The organism is Rhodococcus sp. BUPNP1, from assembly GCF_002215235.1.
In the GTDB taxonomy this organism is placed as follows: Bacteria; Actinomycetota; Actinomycetes; order Mycobacteriales; family Mycobacteriaceae; genus Rhodococcus.
Map to the genome: position 1 here is coordinate 40886 of NZ_NERM01000029.1, position 15276 is coordinate 56161.

At 69.7% G+C, this 15276-nt stretch carries 15 protein-coding genes; 7 read left to right on the forward strand and 8 right to left on the reverse strand.

Going from position 1 to position 15276, the window contains the following annotated elements; genetic code table 11:
• Nucleotides 1-8: 8 nt before the first annotated feature.
• The 4 genes from B9C99_RS21875 to B9C99_RS21890 all read right to left on the reverse strand — a co-directional run bounded on the left by B9C99_RS21875 (nt 9) and on the right by B9C99_RS21890 (nt 5944).
• Nucleotides 9-1541, reverse strand: a complete 1533-nt coding sequence (locus tag B9C99_RS21875) for a CoA-acylating methylmalonate-semialdehyde dehydrogenase (RefSeq protein WP_088899328.1) — start codon at nt 1539-1541, stop codon at nt 9-11.
• A gap of 163 nt (nt 1542-1704) precedes the next feature.
• Nucleotides 1705-2256, reverse strand: a complete 552-nt coding sequence (locus B9C99_RS21880) for a DUF1360 domain-containing protein (protein ID WP_016693776.1) — start codon at nt 2254-2256, stop codon at nt 1705-1707.
• A 109-nt stretch (nt 2257-2365) separates the two neighbouring features.
• On the reverse strand, nt 2366-3136 hold the full coding sequence (locus B9C99_RS21885) for an SWIM zinc finger family protein (RefSeq protein WP_088899329.1): 771 nt from the start codon (nt 3134-3136) through the stop codon (nt 2366-2368).
• The gene (locus B9C99_RS21890) at nt 3137-5944 is read right to left on the reverse strand and encodes a DEAD/DEAH box helicase (protein ID WP_172415049.1); all 2808 of its coding nucleotides are present in this window, start codon (nt 5942-5944) and stop codon (nt 3137-3139) included.
• A gap of 49 nt (nt 5945-5993) precedes the next feature.
• Here B9C99_RS21890 and B9C99_RS21895 point away from each other — a divergent pair, with 49 nt between their 5' ends.
• Together B9C99_RS21895 and B9C99_RS21900 are read left to right on the forward strand one after the other, a co-directional pair.
• Nucleotides 5994-6917, forward strand: coding sequence for an NADP-dependent oxidoreductase (locus tag B9C99_RS21895; RefSeq protein ID WP_088899330.1), 924 nt, complete (start codon nt 5994-5996; stop codon nt 6915-6917).
• A gap of 70 nt (nt 6918-6987) precedes the next feature.
• Entirely contained in the window at nt 6988-7659 is a 672-nt protein-coding gene (locus B9C99_RS21900) for an HNH endonuclease family protein (RefSeq protein WP_088899331.1), read from the forward strand.
• Between the two features lie 62 nt (nt 7660-7721).
• Here B9C99_RS21900 and B9C99_RS21905 read toward each other — a convergent pair whose 3' ends face one another.
• Nucleotides 7722-8504: an enoyl-CoA hydratase/isomerase family protein gene (locus B9C99_RS21905; RefSeq protein ID WP_088899332.1), complete on the reverse strand. Its 783-nt coding sequence runs from the start codon at nt 8502-8504 to the stop codon at nt 7722-7724.
• 92 nt (nt 8505-8596) lie between these two features.
• On the opposite strand from B9C99_RS21905, the gene B9C99_RS21910 reads away from it, so the two are divergent.
• Nucleotides 8597-9415, forward strand: coding sequence for a shikimate 5-dehydrogenase (locus B9C99_RS21910; RefSeq protein WP_026061490.1), 819 nt, complete (start codon nt 8597-8599; stop codon nt 9413-9415).
• Nucleotides 9416-9443: 28 nt separating this feature from the next.
• On the opposite strand, the gene B9C99_RS21915 is transcribed toward B9C99_RS21910, so the two are convergent.
• Entirely contained in the window at nt 9444-10295 is an 852-nt protein-coding gene (locus tag B9C99_RS21915) for a DUF5995 family protein (RefSeq protein WP_088899333.1), read from the reverse strand.
• Between the two features lie 130 nt (nt 10296-10425).
• On the reverse strand, nt 10426-11265 hold the full coding sequence (locus B9C99_RS21920; protein ID WP_088899334.1) for a sulfurtransferase: 840 nt from the start codon (nt 11263-11265) through the stop codon (nt 10426-10428).
• A 184-nt stretch (nt 11266-11449) separates the two neighbouring features.
• Between B9C99_RS21920 and B9C99_RS21925 the strand changes: the two genes are divergently transcribed.
• A complete protein-coding gene (locus B9C99_RS21925; RefSeq protein WP_024103679.1) occupies nt 11450-11923 on the forward strand; it encodes a thioesterase family protein in 474 nt (157 codons plus the stop codon).
• A 4-nt stretch (nt 11924-11927) separates the two neighbouring features.
• Here the strand turns inward: B9C99_RS21925 and B9C99_RS21930 are convergent, their stop codons facing one another.
• A complete protein-coding gene (locus B9C99_RS21930) occupies nt 11928-12416 on the reverse strand; it encodes an Lrp/AsnC family transcriptional regulator (protein ID WP_016693767.1) in 489 nt (162 codons plus the stop codon).
• Between the two features lie 166 nt (nt 12417-12582).
• Here B9C99_RS21930 and pdhA point away from each other — a divergent pair, with 166 nt between their 5' ends.
• The 3 genes from pdhA to B9C99_RS21945 form a co-directional block, all read left to right on the forward strand.
• Nucleotides 12583-13680 carry a pyruvate dehydrogenase (acetyl-transferring) E1 component subunit alpha gene (gene pdhA, locus B9C99_RS21935; protein WP_088899337.1) on the forward strand — a complete coding sequence of 366 codons (1098 nt, stop codon included), beginning with the start codon at nt 12583-12585 and terminating at the stop codon, nt 13678-13680.
• Entirely contained in the window at nt 13677-14660 is a 984-nt protein-coding gene (locus B9C99_RS21940) for an alpha-ketoacid dehydrogenase subunit beta (protein ID WP_016693765.1), read from the forward strand. The genes pdhA and B9C99_RS21940 overlap by 4 nt, the downstream gene beginning before the upstream one ends.
• Nucleotides 14661-14669: 9 nt before the next feature.
• The coding region (locus B9C99_RS21945) for a biotin/lipoyl-containing protein (protein ID WP_172415050.1) at nt 14670-15276 on the forward strand (607 nt) is incomplete at its 3' end.

Genomic DNA, 15276 nt, shown 5'->3' on the forward strand with positions numbered 1-15276 from the left:
TGGACCGCCTAGTTCATCGTCGGGATGACGAAGTGGTCGGTGTCGGCCACGTGCGCACCCTCGATGTCGCCCTCCTTGACACCGGACGGCCAGCGCTGCGTGACCGTCTTGGTCTTGGTGTAGAAGCGGAAGGCGTCGGGGCCGTGCTGGTTGAGGTCGCCGAAGCCGGAGGCCTTCCAGCCGCCGAAGGTGTAGTACGCGATCGGGACGGGGATCGGGACGTTGATGCCGACCATGCCGACCTCGACGCGGGCCGCGAAGTCGCGGGCGGTGTCGCCGTCGCGGGTGAAGATCGCGACGCCGTTGCCGTACTCGTGCTCGGTGGGCAGGCGCAGGGCGTCCTCGTAGTCGTGCGCACGCACCACGGTGAGCACGGGGCCGAAGATCTCCTCCTTGTAGATGGACATCTCGGGGGTGACCTTGTCGAACAGGGTGGCGCCGGAGAAGAAGCCGTTCTCGTGTCCTTCGAGGACGAAGTCGCGGCCGTCGACGACCAGTTCCGCGCCTTCCTCGACGCCCTGGGCGATGTAACCGTGCACGCGATCGCGGGCGGCGGCGGTCACGAGCGGACCGAAGTCGGCCTTCTCGTCGAAGCTGGTGCCGATACGCAGTTCGGCGATGCGTTCGGTGAGCTTGGCGACGAGCCGGTCCGCGGTCTCCTCACCGACGGGGACGGCGACGGACAGCGCCATGCAGCGCTCACCGGCCGAGCCGTAGGCGGCGCCGACGAGTGCGTCCGCGACCTGGTCGAGGTCGGCGTCGGGCATGATGATCGCGTGGTTCTTCGCACCACCGAAGCACTGTGCGCGCTTGCCGTTCTTCGCGGCCGTCTCGTAGATGTACTGCGCGATGGGGGTCGAGCCGACGAAGCCGACGGCCTTGATGCGCGGGTCGTTGAGCAGGTAGTCGACGGCGCTCTTGTCGCCGTTGACGACGTTGAACACACCGGCGGGCAGACCGGCCTCGAGGAAGAGCTCGGCCAGGCGGAGCGGCACGGAGGGATCGCGCTCGGAAGGCTTGAGCACGAACGCGTTTCCGGCGGCGAGAGCCGGGCCGGCCTTCCACAGCGGGATCATGGCCGGGAAGTTGAACGGGGTGATGCCGGCGACGACGCCGAGGGGCTGACGCATCGAGTAGACGTCGATTCCGCCGCCCGCGGACTCGGTGTACTCACCCTTGAGCAGGTGCGGGGCTCCGATGGCGACCTCGATCACCTCGAGGCCACGCTGGATGTCGCCCTTCGCGTCGGGGACGGTCTTGCCGTGCTCGCTCGACAGCAGGTGGGCGAGCTCGTCCATGTTCTCCTGCACGAGGTACACGAACTTCATGAGGACGCGCACGCGCTTCTGAGGATTCCAGGACGCCCACACCTTCTGCGCCTCGGCGGCGTTGGCGATGACGGCGTCGACCTCGGAGTCGGCCGCGAGCGGCACGCGCGCCTGGACCTCTCCGGTATTGGGGGCGAAGACGTCGGCGAAGCGGCCGGAGGTGCCGGCGACGTGCTGTCCGCCGACGAAGTGGGTCAATTCTCGAACGCTCATGTCCGATCCCGTCCTTTACTGGTGTGCGATGACGTGGGATGTGCGATTTTCGGCGCGAACGGGCGAAGGCCCGAAGTCTTCGCTCATCCTATAGTTGGAAGTCCACGTATGTCTACCGTCACACCGGACCGGATCGGCCGGCACCCCTCACGAAGGGTCGATATCAGCCCTCGGCGATCTGCTGTGCCTTCGCGTACGCCAGGTGCAGGAAGTCCGCTCCGGTCAACGCCGCGAACGACCCCGCCACCAGACGCGTGAGATTCGGAGCGTAGACGCGGCCGAAGACCAGCGCCGTCACCGTCCACAGGTCGAGGCAGAAGGGGCACGCCAGCAGTTCCCCGACGGCGTGACGGACCCGCGACGACTTGCGGGGCTGCTCCATCACCTCGGCCGGACCACCGGGGCCGTCGAACTTGGTGAACGGTGCCCGGACCGGGCTGGTCACCGCCGCCTTGCTCACGATGCGGGAGATCTTGTGGCTCGCGAGCGCGGTGACGACGAGATCGCCGGCATCGGGCCTCGGCATCGGCCGCCCTCGCTTGGCCGCGACGGCGCCGAGCGTGCCGACGATGGTGGCGTACACGGACATGAGCACCGCATATCCGCCGAGGGGTCGATCCTCTCCGTTCCGATAGGTGTCGACCTCGTCCTGGACCGCATGGACCGCACGTTCTGCGTTCTCTCGCGCTGTCGACGGTGCTTCCGGTGTCCGCATGAATCCTCCACTCGTGGCATGTGCTGTCGGTGGCGCGACCGGAGCCGTCACCTTCATCGGGCGGCATACCCCGGGGGCGGACAGCACAACCACCGGCGCCCGATCGCGGTCAGCGCATGCGGCGGTAGAGATCCTCGAGATCGGCGATGCCGCGGATCACCACGGCTTCGTCGGTTCCACCGGCCCGCAACGCGCGGCGCAGCAGCATCGGGTCGAGGTCCTCGGGTGCGGGGCGGAACCGTTCCGTGGGCAGCTCGGGCAACTCGGTGTCGTCGCCGTAGAAGTCCTGCGCTGCGGCCGGGTCGTCGTCGGCGTCCGCATCGTCGACGCCGCCGATCAGCGTCGCGAGGTCCACCCCGCGCAGGGTCAGGACCGCGAGCGGCTGGTCGTCGACGTGTTCTGCAAGTAGGTAGGCGACGGCCGCGGCGTGCTTGCAGGGCCACCCGTCGTCGGGGCACGTGCAGTCGAAGTCGAGCTCGCCCGCGCGTCGCGGCAGCAGGGAGGATCCCAGCTCCTCGGGAAGGATGCCCGCGGCGAGCCGCGCCAGCATGCCCGGCGACGAGCGGACGAGCGAGACGAGTTCGCCCACCGCCTCCTCGTCGAGCGTGCGCACCCGCACCGCCGAGGTGAACGGGGTGAGCTGACTGCCTTGCACATCTCCCACCGCCACTCCGGGTTCGAGTCGCATGGAGATCACCTGCCCGGCGCGCGCGTAGGCACGGCCCCGCGTCAGTCTCCCCTTCTCGGCGACCTCCTCCATCGCAGAGATCAGTTCCTTCGACCACCAGCTGCGGCCGATCGCGCCCCGCTTGGTGCGCGCCTCGATGCCGCCGTCGATCCGGCGGGCCGTGCCGTAGCGGCGTACGTTGCCCCGTGCCATCTAGTCCCCCACCGCGTCGTCGCCGAGGGTGAGCAGGGAGTGCAGCTGGTCGGTGGACAACTCGGTGATCCAGTTCTCCCCCGCCCCGACCACGATCTCGGCCAGTTCCTGTTTGCCGGTGAGCATCTCGTCGATACGCTCCTCCACCGTCCCCACACAGACGAGCTTGCGGACCTGGACGTCGCGGCGCTGCCCGATCCGGAACGCGCGGTCGGTGGCCTGGTTCTCCACCGCCGGATTCCACCACCGGTCGAGATGCACGACGTGGTTCGCAGCGGTGAGGTTCAGTCCGGTACCGCCCGCCTTGAGCGAGAGCACCATGATCGGAGGACCGCCCTCTCCCTGGAAGCCGTCGACCATCGCGTCGCGCCGCCCCTTGGACACTCCCCCGTGCAGGAAGGGCACCGTCGTCGCGAACCGCTCCTCGAGATAGGGGACGACGAGCTCACCGAACTCGCGGAACTGCGTGAACAGCAACACCTTCTCGCCGTCGGCCAGCACCGACTCGACGATGTCCTCGACCAGACCGAGCTTGCCCGAGCGGTGCCGTCCGCGACGCAGGACGGGCGAGCCGTCGCCCAGATAGTGCGCCGGATGATTGCACACCTGCTTGAGCCGGGTCAGCGCCGCGAGCACCGCACCCTTGCGAGCCATGCCCTCCTTGTCGCGGATCCGGCGCATCATGTCGTCCACGACGGCCCGGTACAGGGCGGCCTGCTCGGCCGTGAGGTTGGCGCGCACGGTCTGCTCGAACTTCTCGGGCAGATCGGAGATCACGTCGGGATCGGTCTTGACGCGGCGCATCACGAACGGTGCGGACAGCGCCCGCAACCGCGCCGCGGCGACGGCGTCGTGATCGCGCTCGATCGGCACCGCGAACCGGGCACGGAAGGACGCCGCGCTGCCGAGCAGGGACGGATTCGCGAAGTCCAGGATCGCGCGCAGCTCCTCGAGCCGGTTCTCCACCGGGGTGCCGGTGAGCGCGATCCGGTGCGCCGCGGGCACGGCGCGCGTGGCGCGGGACTGCGCCGTCGCGGTGTTCTTCACGTGCTGGGCCTCGTCGAGGACCACGCGTTGCCAGGTCAGCGTCGCGAGCTGCGCGACGTCGCGGGCGGCGATGGCGTAGGTCGTCACCACGAGATCATGATCGGCGGCAGCGGCGGCGAGTGCCGGTCCGCTCAGCCGCTGGGCGCCGTGGTGGACGTGCACCCGCAGGTCGGGCACGAACCGTTCGGCCTCGCGCTGCCAGTTGCCCACCACCGACATCGGGCAGACGAGCAGTGTCGGTGCCTTCCGCAGGTTCGACTCGCGTTCGTGGGCGAGCAACGCGAGAACCTGGATGGTCTTGCCCAGGCCCATGTCGTCGGCGAGCACGGCACCGAGACCGAGCCGGCTCATGAACGCGAGCCAGTCGAGGCCGCGCTGCTGGTACGGACGCAGTTCGGCGTTCAGTCCCGCCGGCACGGGGACCGACTCGGGGTGCGCCTGCCCGTCGAGCAGCATCTCGACCCAGCCGGAAGCGGAGATCTCGGTGACCTCCGCGGGCGGAGCATCGTCGCCGGTGAACTGGGCGAACAACGACCCGAGGGTCGCATCCTCGGCGGAATGCGCCGTGACGTACCGGGCCGCGCGGGCCAGTGCCTCGGCATCGGCCCGCACCCACTTGCCGCGCAGCTTGACCAGGTCACTGTTGGCCGCGACGAGCTCTTCCATCTCCGAGGGTGTGAGCAGCATGTCGCCGACGGCGAGCTGCCATTCGTACGAGACGATCGCGCTCATCCCGACCACGCTGTCGTCGGCGCTCACAGGGGCGACGGGCGACTCGACCTGCAGACGCAGCGACGGATCGACCCGGGTCCAGGCGCGCGGCTGCAGCACCGCGATGCCTGCGGCGTCGAGCTCCCGGGCGCCGTGTTCGACGAGGTCGACGACGACCGGGGTGGGCAGCAGCAGGTCGAGACTGTCGGGATCGCGGGGCACGTCCTGCAGGCGGGGATAGGCCTGGAGTGCGATCCCGAGCTTGCGCACGCCGATCTGGAGCAGGTGCGGGTCGGTGTCCTCGACGGGCAGCGGCGTCGGGGACTGGCCCTCCGGTCGCAGGCACACCTCGAGCCGCCAGATGGAGTCGGCTCCGACCCCGTCGTCGGCATCGTCCGGCTCGACGAGGCGCAGCACGAGGTCGGGTTCGTATCCGGCGAGGCTGGCACGCCATTCCTCGAGCGCATCGGCCATGCGCTGGGTGCCGCGGGGATGGGGACTCCCCTCGGCCAGTGCGGCGACGAGCGGGTGCAGCGAGGTCGACGAGCCGTGGAGGGTGCGCACGATCGGGTCGGTCAGTTCGCGGCACAGATCGTCGAGGAGATCGACCGGTCGACCGAGCTGTCGCTGCGCCGGAGACATCGCGGCCGCCAGTTCGGCGGACCAGGCCCGCGTCTTCTCGCCACCGAGCAGACGCCACCGCGCCCACCACTGCTTCTCGACACGCACGAGCTCCGGTGCGACCCGACCGGCCTGCGCCCACCTCTCGATGCCGCGGGCGACGTGCGCGAGATACCGCAGGTCGCCGCCGACGCCCCCGGGACGGCGCGGCATGTCGAGCAGGAGCTCGGCTGCATCCGACGGCGCGACCGCGACGGCGGGCAGCGTGCTCGGCTCGGTCTCCGTGGGGAGAGTGAGGGTGACGCGATGGCGGAACGGGCGGTCGATCCACCGGCGCAGCGCAGACGGCAGCGCGTCGGGATCGGGCTCTGCGGCGGGGTCCCACCACAGCATCAGGCCGGATCCCGGTGACCACAGCCCGTGCAACATGCCCACTATCGTGCCAGCCGCACCCGACCCCGATGGCAGGCTGGGTCCCATGGCACGCGCATACGGCTTCGCGGAGTACGGCGGTCCGGAGACACAGCAGCTGTTCGACACCCCCGTCCCCTCGCCCGGTCCGGGGCAGCTCCTCGTGGCGGTCCGGGCCGCGGGCGTGAATCCCGCCGACTGGAAGGTGCGGTCCGGACGGCGCACAGGCAGCGTCACGGTGCACTTCCCGGCGGTGCTCGGACGGGAGGTCGCGGGTGTGGTGGAGGCCGCCGGTCCGGACACCGGCTTCCGGCCGGGCGATGCCGTCTTCGGGGCCACCGCGGAGGGCTACGGCGGCTACGCCGAGTACACCCTCGTCGACGCGCGGGCTGCCGCGCTCGTGCCCGAGTCGGTGCCGTTCGAGGTGACGGCGACCCTCCCGGTCGCGGCCGGAACGGCCTTCGACATCGTCGAGCACCTCGAGATCGTCGATGCGGACACCGTCCTCGTCCTGGGTGCCGGTGGGGGCGTCGGGTCGGCGGCGACGCAGCTCGCGCACAACGCCGGTGCCGCCGTGCTCGGCGTGGCGAGTGCGGGGAAACGGGATCTCGTCGAGTCGTGCGGCGGTCTGTGGATCGAGTCCGGCGACGGGTTCGACGCGCGGGTCGCGGCCACCGCGGAGCGGTGCGGGGCGGTGACCGCGGTCGTCGACCTCGTCGGCGGCGACGTACTCGAGCGGGCGGTCGCGCTGACGCGGGCGCCGGAACGGGTCGTGAGTGTCGCCGATCCGGCCCGCGCGGAGACGCTGGGCGGTTCGGGAATCACGCGGCGACGGACCCGGGAGGTGTTCGAGCGGGTCGCGGCGTTCGTCGAGCATGGTGCCCTCACCCCGCGCATCGAGCGGACCTTTCCGCTCGCCGAGGCCGGGGCCGCGCTGGAACTCGTCGAGTCCGGGCACGCCGGCGGGAAGATCGTCGTCACCGTGCCCTGAAGATCCTGTCGGCAGGGCATGCCAGGATCGCCGCGTGCGTGGGGGGAACGCGACGTGGTGGGTGGCGGCAGTGGTGGTCGCGGTGGCGGTGTCCTGGCTGTGGGACCGCACCGCGCCGGAGTCCGGGACGGTGCCGGGCAGCCCCACCCGAGCCGAGGTGCATGCTCTGCTCGAGCAGGTGACGGTGGTCGAGCAGCGCCGACGGGTGCCCGGCTATCAGCGGGGCTGCGGCCCGGGCGAGCGATGCGTGTTCGGCCCGGCCTGGTCCGACGATCACCCCGGTGCCGGTGGGCACGACGGCTGCGACACCCGCAACAACGTCCTCGCGCGCGACCTCACCTCCCCCACCTTCCGGGCCGGTAGCGACGACTGTGTCGTGACGAGTGGGGTCCTGAACGATCCGTACACCGGGGCGCGCGTGGAGTTCCGGCGTGCCGAGGCGATCGCCGTGCACATCGATCACATCTATCCGCTCGCTGCGGCCTGGGATCTCGGTGCCGCAGCATGGCCCGCCGAACGTCGACTCCGGTTCGCGAACGACATCACCTACAACCTCGTCGCTGTCGACGGGCAGGCCAACCTCGACAAGCGCGACGGCACGCCGGCCCAGTGGCTGCCACCGGCCGCCGGTTACCGCTGCTGGTTCGCCGGCCGGTACCTGACCGTCGCGGTGCGTTACGCGTTGCCGATCACGGTCGACGACCACCGCGCCCTGGTGAGCGCGGCGGAGTCGTGCCCGTGACACCGTCGCGGCGGAGCCGTGCCCGTGACACCTGCGCGGCGGAGCCGTGCCCGTGCCACCGCTCAGGCGGGAAGGTTGCGCGGGATCCAGTCGGGTTCGCGTTTCTCCATGAACGCCCGCATCCCTTCGCGGGGTTCGGGTGAGGTCTCGAGGGCACCGAACATCGTCTGGTAGTCGAACTGTCCGTAGCGCTCGTTGAGCATGCGCTTGACCTGGGCGCGCGCGATGGGTGCGGTGCGCAGGACCTGCCGCGCGGCCTCGAGTGCGGCCTCGCGCAGTTGCTCGTGCGGGACGACGCGGGAGATGACACCCAGACGCTGCGCCTCGTGGGCGTCGAAGACCCGCGCCGACAACAGCAGGTCGCGGGCGACGGCGAGACCGACGTGCGCGGGCAGCGCGGCGGCGAAGGTCGCGTCGGGGATGCCCCGGAGGAGTTCGGGGACACGGAAGGTCGCGCGCTCGCTGGCGACGGCGATGTCGGACATCATCGCGACCAGCAGTCCCCCCGCCTGGCAGATGCCGTTGACGGCGGAGATGACGGGGGCGCGACTGTCGCGGATGGTCAGGAACGGGACGACGTCCACTCCCGAGAGGCCCTCGGGCAGATCGTCGCCGGGTTCGGCGCGACCGCCGAGGTCACCGCCGGGCGCGAAGACGTCGTCGACACCGGTGATGACGAGGGCGGCGAGGTCGGGATCGGAATTGACCAGTCGCACCGCACGTTTGAGCCCGTAGTACATCGCCGGGGTGAACGCGTTGCGTGCTGCGGGCCGGTCGATGATGCACCAGCCGATCGCGCCTTCCCGTTCGAATCTCAGTCCACCTGCACCCAGATCGTCTCCCATGCATCGGACAGTATATCATTCTTTCCAGTGAGAACAGCATGCTCGTCCGAGAACATCGATGTTTCCGCATGCGTCGGGTCTACGGTGAGGAAATGCTCGAGCGCATCTCCAAGGACACCCGGCTGTGCATCTCGATGTCCGGCCGTCCCAGCAACATCGGCACCCGGTTCCACAACTATCTCTACGAGGAACTCGGCCTCGACTTCGTCTACAAGGCGTTCGCGCCCGCGAACATCGAGGACGCCGTGGCGGGGATACGCGGCCTGGGCATCCGCGGCGCCGGGGTGTCGATGCCGTTCAAGGAAGCCGTACTGCCCCTCGTCGACGTACTGCACGATTCGGCGCGGGCCATCGAGTCCGTGAACACGATCGTCAACGACGACGGCGTCCTGCACGCCTACAACACCGACTACCAGGCGGTGAGCGATCTGCTCGTCGAGCACGGCGTCGACTCCACCCTGCCCGTCACGGTGGTGGGCAGCGGCGGCATGGCGAAGGCAGTGACAGCGGCGCTGCGCCACAACGGATTCACCGACGGAACGATCGTCGCGCGCAACGAGGACACCGGACGGCCGCTCGCGCGCAAGTACGGCTACGAATGGCGCGCCGACACGAGCGACGTCGCGCCCGGGCTGATCGTCAACGCCACTCCGATCGGGATGGCGGGCGGCGCCGAATCGGGCGACCTGCCGCTCCCCCACGACTTCGTCGCCGCAGCGTCGACCGTCTTCGACGTCGTGGCCGTCCCGCCGGACACCCCGCTCGTCCGCTTCGCCCGCGAGCACGACATCCCGGTGATCACGGGCGACGAGGTCATCGCGCTGCAGGCGGCCCTGCAGTTCGAGCTCTACACGGGGGTGACCCCGACGCGCGAGCAGGTGCGCCGCGCGTCGGAGTACTCCCGTTCCTGAACGGCAGGAACCGAGGACGACTCCGCCGTCAGACGATTCCGCCCTGCTCGAGACCGTCGAGCACCACGGTGGCGGCGTCGACCGCGACGTTCATCTCGAGGCGGGTGATGTCGTGCGTGGCGGGGTTCTGCAGACCGAAGTTGTTGACCCACGCGGCCGTTCGTGCCGACTGGAACATGAACGTGGTGGTCTCGGTGTCTCCCACCAGGTCGCCGACGAACCAGCCGGTGAAGAACGGTCCGAGGTCGACGCTGTAGACCGCCTCGAACTCCTCGGCGATCACGGGCGCAGCATCGACGAGCGCCTCACCGAAGGTGTAGAAGTCGCGGGTGTGCTCGGGCGTCGATCCGATGGTCACGAGCGCTTCCGGGAAGTCGACCACCAGGTGGGCGACGATCGCGCCGAGCAACACGCGACCGGGGCTGCGGTCGCACTGTTCGGTGAGCGCGAGCGCTTCCGCCCAGTGCGGCGCCGGCGACCCGCCGGCCACGTACTCGTGCAGATTCGCCAGGTAGAGACGCACCACTTCGACGGCGAGCGCGGACGCCCATTCCGGATCGTCGTAGATCCCGGAGTCGAGGGTCGGGCCGGTGAGTTCGAGGATCTCGTCGAAGGCGAGGACGAACGTGCCACGGTAGTCGTCGCTGCGGGTGAGGAGGTCGCGCAGCTCGGCGATCCGGGTGCGGGCGTCGTCGAAGGTGTCGATTCCCGCGGGATCGGTCAGTGCGGCGATCTCGGCCTGGGGAGTGGCGGATACGCAGTGGGACGGTGCCGTATCGGCCGGCACCGGCGCGACCGATACGGTCGGTGCGGCGAGCAGCGTCGCCAGGACTGCAGCACCTACCGTGAGCGTCGTACGGCCTCGGGCGAAATGCTTCATTTGCGTTAATTTACCGGGCGTTTCTCCGGGATACTCCGGGGTGTCCCATTCGCGGCCGGCTCCGGCGTGCAGTTCTCGTCGGCGATCTCGCGAATCGTCGACGAGAACTACGCATCGGCCGGCGGATCGCTCAACTGCCGGTGGCGACCTCCCGCTTCGGATCCGCCGACCATTGCGACCACGAGCCCGGATACAGGGCGGCGTCGATGCCCGCGATCTCCAGCGCGGCGATCTCGTGTGCGGCGTTGATTCCCGATCCGCAGTACACGGCGACGTCGGTGCGCTTCACACCCAGCTTCGAGAAGCGGTGCGCGATCTGATCCGCGGGCAGGAACGACCCGTCCTGGCGGAGGTTCTCGGTGGTCGGCGCGCTGACCGCCCCGGGAATGTGCCCCGCCCGGCGGTCCACCGGCTCCTCGTCGCCGCAGTACCGCGCGTGGGCCCGCGCATCGAGCAGGACTCCGTGGGTCGCGAAGGCCGCGGCCTCGTCGGGACCGATCGTGGGCATGTGGCCGGGACTCAACGTCACGTTGCCCGGTTTCTTCTCGCCGCCCGGACCTGCGGCGAGAGGGTGCCCGCCGGCGATCCACGCCTGCAGTCCGCCGTCGAGCAGCCGCACCTCGGAGTGCCCGGCCCAGCGCAACAGCCACCAGGCGCGGGCCGCGGCGAGATCACCACTGTCGTCGTATGCGACGACCAGAGCACCGTCGTCGATCCCCCACCGGCGTGCGGTGGCCTGGAATCGGTCGATGTCGGGCAGCGGATGACGGCCGAGCCCCGGGGCGGGCGGATCGGCGAGATCCTCGTCCAGGTCGACGTAGACCGCGCCGCTGATGTGTCCTTCGAGGAATCGGTCCCGCCCGTGTCTGTCACCGAGCGCCCAGCGGACGTCGAGTATCACCGGCGACCGGCCCTGCTCGATCATCTCGGCGAGTTCGACGGTGGAGAGGAGAACGGGAGTATCGGACATGATCCGATCCTGACACGAACGGCACACGCCGTTCCGGCTTTGGGGCGACACGCCGTGCGTGCCGGGACGACCCCGGCAGGCGGACACGCCCTGTGCACGTCCGATTCGAGGGTTTTGCGTCTCGGTTCGGGATTGGCGTGGGGGTTGGTCTGATTTGACGTGCGGAGAGCACTATCGTCGAGACGTGAGCAACCGCCAACCGACGAGCCCAGCCGCCCCGCCTGAGCCGGAGCAGTTCCCGGTGTTGTGGCCCATGCAGACGCGTTGGGCCGACAACGACCATTACGGCCACGTCAACAACGTCACGTACTACTCGTACTTCGACTCGGCGGTCAACGGGTGGCTCATCTCCACCACCGGTGTCGATATCCGCGAACTCGACGCGATCGGGGTCGTGGCCGAGACCTCCTGCCGCTATCTCGCCGAATTGTCCTTCCCCGACCGCCTGCAGGTCGGACTGGCGGTCGAACGTCTGGGCACACAGTCGATCACCTATTCGCTCGCAATCTTCCGGGAGGCCGACGACACCCTGATCCCGGCGGCGACCGGCCGGTTCGTCCACGTCTACGTCGATCCGCAGACGCGCCGCCCCGTCCCGATCCCCGATCAGATCCGCAAGGCCGCCGCCCAGCTGGCCACCCCGAACGCGGGCCGCTGACGCCCTACGTCGCGTCGTCTCCGCTGCGCCCGGCCGCCCGGGCCAGCAGCGGAGCCGTCCGCTGCGGGACGAGGTCCTGCATGACCAGCGACATGTCCGTGCGCTCGACGCCGCGAATCTTCAGGATCCGGCCCGCGAGCCGATAGAGGTCGTCGGCGTCACGGGCGACCACCTTCACCGACAGGTCGATCTGCCCGGTCAGCCCGTAGACCTCGGTGACCTCGGGGATCTGTGCGAGTTCGTCGACGACCTCGTCGAGACGGTGCTGATCGACCCGGGTGGCCACGTAGGCGGCGAGCGGATAACCCAGGCTGACGGGATCCACCCGCCGGTCGAACGAGGCGAGCACGCCCTCGGCCTCCCATCGGGCGAGACGCGCCTGGACGGTGTTGCGGGACAACCCGAGACGCTGCGCGAGTTCCACTCCCGTGGCCCGTGGTGTGCGCGTGAGTTCGAGCAGCAGACGCGCATCGGTGGCATCCAGACTGGTCATTCTTCGCAGTCTGCCAGCTGAACGCACCCTGAAACCGTGCTTTCTGCACGGTCGGGGGCGGATCGATTGCGCACGCGCGATTTGCCCGGATGATGTGATGTACGGCACACATCATCCGGTCGGGCCTCACGAGGGCACGCCGGATCCGCACCGACGAGGTGATCAGATGGTTGTACCGACCGCCTATCCGGTCCAGTTGATCCAGCCCGACGGGCGACGCGTCCTCGACACCGAGTACGGCCCACTCGTCGCCGACGTCGGCCCCGACGAACTGCGCGGGCTCTACCGCGACATGGTCGTCGCGCGACGCGTCGACGCGGAGGCCACGGCCCTTCAACGGCAGGGCGAGCTCGGCCTCTGGGCGCCGCTCCAGGGCCAGGAGGCCGCGCAGGTCGGCTCCGCCCGGGCACTCGCGCCCGACGACTACGTCTTCACCAGCTACCGCGAGCACGCCGTCGCATTGTGCCGCGGCGTCGACCCCGCCGACATGACCCGCCTGTGGCGTGGGTGCGGCCTGTCCGGATGGGATCCGCAGACGGTCGCCACCACCAACCCGGCGATCGTCGTCGGCGCCCAGGGCCTGCACGCCACCGGTTACGCGATGGGCGCGAAGCTCGACGGTGCCGAGATCGCCACCGTCGTGTACTTCGGCGACGGCGCCACGAGCCAGGGCGACCTCTCGGAGGCCATGGTCTTCTCCGTCAGCTGGGGTGTCGGCGTGGTGTTCATCTGCCAGAACAACCACTGGGCGATCAGCGTGCCCACCCATGTGCAGAGCCCGGTCCCTCTGGCCCGGCGCGCCGCCGGATTCGGGATGCCGGCCGTGCAGGTCGACGGCAACGACGTCCTCGCAGTCCTGGCGGTGACCCGGCGCGCCGTCCGGCATGCCCGCGAGGGTGCCGGACCGTTCTTCATCGAGGCACTCACCTACCGCATGGGCCCGCACACGACCTCCGACGACCCCACCCGCTACCGCACACCCGCCGATATCGAGGAGTGGAAGGCACGCGACCCCATCGATCGGCTGCGACGACTGCTCGAACGCGAGGGGCACGCGGACGAGGACTTCTTCGACGAGGTCCGGTCGGCCGCCGACGATGCCGCGATGCGGCTACGACGCGGCACGCTCGGGATGCCCGACCCCGAACCCGACGCCCTGTTCGACCACGTCTACGCCACCGAGCATCCGCTCGTCGAACAGGAACGTGCTGACTACGCCGAGTATCTGGCGAGTTTCGGACCCACGGAGGAGGCGCGACGATGACCACCACGACGATGACCCTCGGCGGCGCCCTCAACGCCGGACTCCGCCGTGCACTCGAACACGACCCCAAGGTCGTCATCATGGGCGAGGACGTCGGCACCCTCGGTGGTGTCTTCCGCATCACCGACACCTTGCAGAAGGATTTCGGTGAGGGTCGCGTGATCGACACTCCGCTCGCCGAATCCGGGATCGTGGGAACGGCCTTCGGGATGGCGCTGCGCGGCTATCGGCCCGTGTGCGAGATCCAGTTCGACGGTTTCGTCTATCCGGCCTTCGACCAGATCGTCTCGCAGGTCGCGAAGATCCACTACCGCACCGCCGGTGCCGTGGTGGCCCCGTTGACCGTCCGGATCCCCTACGGTGGCGGCATCGGTGCGGTCGAACACCATTCGGAATCACCGGAGGTGTACTTCACCCACACCGCGGGTCTGCGGGTCGTGAGCCCGAGCACTCCATCCGATGCGTACTGGATGATCCAGCAGGCCGTCGCGCTCGACGACCCGGTGATCTTCCTCGAGCCGAAGCACCGCTACTGGGAACGCGGTGAGGTCGACACGGACACCGCACCCGACCTCCCGCTCACGTCCGCGCGGGTCGTCCGCTCCGGTTCCGACGCGACGGTCGTGACCTTCGGTGCGCTGGTCGGCACCGCGCTGCGCGCAGCCGAGATCGCCGAGGCGGAAGGACATTCGCTCGAGGTCGTCGATCTGAGGTCGCTGTCGCCCATCGACTTCGACACGATCGAGGCGTCGGTGCGACGGACCGGCCGGCTCGTCGTCGTGCAGGAGGCGCCGGTCTTCTGCGGCATCGGCGCGGAGATCGCCGCCCGCACGACCGAGCGGTGCTTCTATCAGCTCGAGGCACCGGTCCTGCGGGTCGGCGGATTCGACATCCCCTATCCCCCGGCCAAACTCGAATCCCACCACCGCCCCGACCCGGATCGCATCCTCGACGCGGTCGACCGCGCACTCGCAGCGTGAGGCGGACCGATGACGAATCCCACACGCGCAGTACAGGAATTCCGTCTTCCCGATCTCGGTGAGGGACTCACCGAAGCAGACTGGGTGCACTGGGTCGTCGCGGTCGGCGATCGTGTCGAACTCAACCAGGTCATCGGTGAGGTCGAAACCGCCAAGGCCACGGTGGAACTGCCGTCGCCCTATGCCGGCACGGTCGAGGAACTGCTGGTCGAACCGGGGCAGACGGTGCCGGTCGGGGCACCCCTGCTGCGGATTGCCACCGAGGACGGACCCGCCGAACCGGCCGGTGACAGCGGCGGCCCGTCCCGACCGTCGGTGCTTGTCGGCTACGGTCCCGGCGACGCCCCTCAGAGCAGGCGCGCGACCCGCCGCGCCTCATCGGACGCCGGGCGGGACCGCGACGGCGACACCCCACCCGCGCGACCCGACGCGAAGCCCGGCGCACGCAAACTCGCGGCCCTCCTCGAGGTCGATCTGGACACGGTGACGGGCACCGGACGCGGCGGTGTGATCACGCGCGACGACGTGCGGCGGACCGCCGGGCACAGCGAAGAACCCACCGCCGGGCACGGCGAAGAACCCACCGCCGGACGACCACACCCGCCCTCCCCTGAGC